This window comes from Actinomadura harenae (assembly GCF_003696215.1).
GTDB lineage: Bacteria > Actinomycetota > Actinomycetes > Streptosporangiales > Streptosporangiaceae > Spirillospora > Spirillospora harenae.
The window spans coordinates 1-1,876 of the sequence record NZ_RFFG01000253.1 but is presented as its reverse complement, the minus strand read 5'-3'; the positions used below and the strand labels follow the sequence as shown (position 1 = coordinate 1,876).

The 1,876-nt window shown below is 70.7% G+C and carries 2 protein-coding genes; one reads left to right on the top strand and one right to left on the bottom strand.

Annotated features, from left to right (window positions below):
* A partial coding sequence (locus tag EBO15_RS43300) for a hypothetical protein (RefSeq protein WP_199745193.1) occupies positions 1 to 338 on the bottom strand: 338 nt, incomplete at its 3' end.
* 299 nt (positions 339 to 637) lie between these two features.
* On the opposite strand from EBO15_RS43300, the gene EBO15_RS43295 reads away from it, so the two are divergent.
* The gene (locus tag EBO15_RS43295; RefSeq protein ID WP_122200203.1) at positions 638 to 1,606 is read left to right on the top strand and encodes a 4-hydroxy-3-methylbut-2-enyl diphosphate reductase; all 969 of its coding nucleotides are present in this window, start codon (positions 638 to 640) and stop codon (positions 1,604 to 1,606) included.
* The last annotated feature ends 270 nt before the right edge of the window (positions 1,607 to 1,876 follow it).

Genomic DNA, 1,876 nt, shown 5'->3' with positions numbered 1-1,876 from the left:
CGCCGCGCGGGGCGCTCCGCCGGGCGGGGAACCGGGCGGGTGCGGGCCGCGCGCGGGGCGGGCGCGGGCTCCTCCTCGGCGCCGCGGACCGCCTCGACCACCGTCTCGACCACGGACACCGCCGTGTGCTGGACGTCGTCGCGGAGCCGCCCGAGCACCGGCTTCACCCCGCCGCCCTCGGTGATCTCCTTGTAGTCCCGGGTCACCCGGTCGCTCAGCAGCAGGGCCCGGCCGACGCCGAACATGGCCAGCCGGACGGCGTGCAGCGGAAGATCGCGGACCTGCTCGCCGACGGTCTCCCGGACCTGCTCCCTGAGGCGGCGCGGCGATCTCGTCATCGTTAGTCACTCCTCCTGCTGCCCCGCCGGCCTGGGCCGGGGCCGGTGGTCGGGCGTGCACCGTCTGTTCATCCCAACTCTGCCCCATTGCCGGGATAACGGTCACCCCGCCTACTGGAATAACGTCCAAGAAAGGTCGTGGGGTGGGTCACACCGCGGGCTTCACATGGGCCTCTCCCGCCCCCGGACCTCGCGGCGGGGCAGGTCCTCCGAGCCGTCCGGTGAGGGTTCGGTGCCGGGTCCGTGCGGGTGTCGCGGAGCCGGTCCGGGGCGCATGGGACGGCTCGTACGATAGGGACATGACCTCCACCAGCCAGCGCCGTGTCCTCCTCGCCAAACCGCGCGGTTACTGCGCCGGCGTCGACCGGGCCGTCGAGACGGTCGAGATCGCCCTGGAGAAGTACGGGGCGCCGATCTACGTGCGCAAGCAGATCGTCCACAACGTGCACGTCGTCCGGACGCTCGAGGAGCGCGGCGCGATCTTCGTGGACGAGACCGAGGAGGTCCCCGAGGGCGCCATCGTGGTGTTCTCCGCCCACGGCGTCGCCCCCGTGGTGCACGACGAGGCGCGCGGCCGGAGCCTGCGCACCATCGACGCCACCTGCCCGCTGGTGACCAAGGTCCACAAGGAGGCCGTCCGGTTCGCCAAGGACGACTACGACATCCTCCTGATCGGCCACGAGGGCCACGAGGAGGTCATCGGCACCACCGGCGAGGCCCCCGACCACATCCACCTCGTGGACGGCCCGGACGACGTCGCCAACGTGACCGTCCGCGACCCGGAGAAGGTCGCCTGGCTGTCCCAGACCACCCTGTCGGTGGACGAGACGATCGCGACGGTCGAGCGGCTGCGCGAGCGCTTCCCCAAGCTGATGGACCCGCCGTCCGACGACATCTGCTACGCCACCCAGAACCGGCAGGTCGCGGTGAAGCAGATGGCCGCCCGGTCCGACCTGGTGATCGTCGTCGGCTCGACCAACTCGTCCAACTCGGTGCGGCTGGTCGAGGTCGCCAAGGAGCACGGCGCCGACGACGCCCACCTGGTCGACTACCCCGAGCAGATCGACGAGTCCTGGCTGGAGGGCGTCACCACGGTCGGCGTCACGTCCGGCGCGTCGGTGCCCGAGGAGTTGGTGGAGGGCGTCCTCGCCTGGCTGGCCGAGCGCGGCTACGGCGAGGTCGAGGAGATCGAGTCCGTCCAGGAGAGCCTGCGGTTCGCCCTCCCGCACGAGCTCCGCAAGGACCTCCGCGCCGAGGCCACCGCCTAGAACCTGCGCCCCGCCCCGCCCGGCGACGCCTGGCGGGGCGTGTAAGCCGCCGTCGCTCGTAAGCCGCCGTCGCTTTTGAGCCGGTATCGCTTTGAAGCCGGTATCGCGTGTGAGCCGAGGCCCCGTGTCCGACGGCGGGACGCCGGGATGCTCCTATGGATGTCAAGCGGCGAGTTCAAGATCGTTTGATGTGATGAGTTGGTAGAGCTCGCGGGCGATGTAGCGTTTGAGGCAGCGGATGATCTCCTTTTTGGTCATGCCTTGTTGGGT

Excerpts from the sequence above, each read along its gene's own strand:
- EBO15_RS43295 (WP_122200203.1), top strand. The coding sequence starts at position 638 with ATGACCTCCACCAGCCAGCGCCGTGTCCTCCTCGCCAAACCGCGCGGT.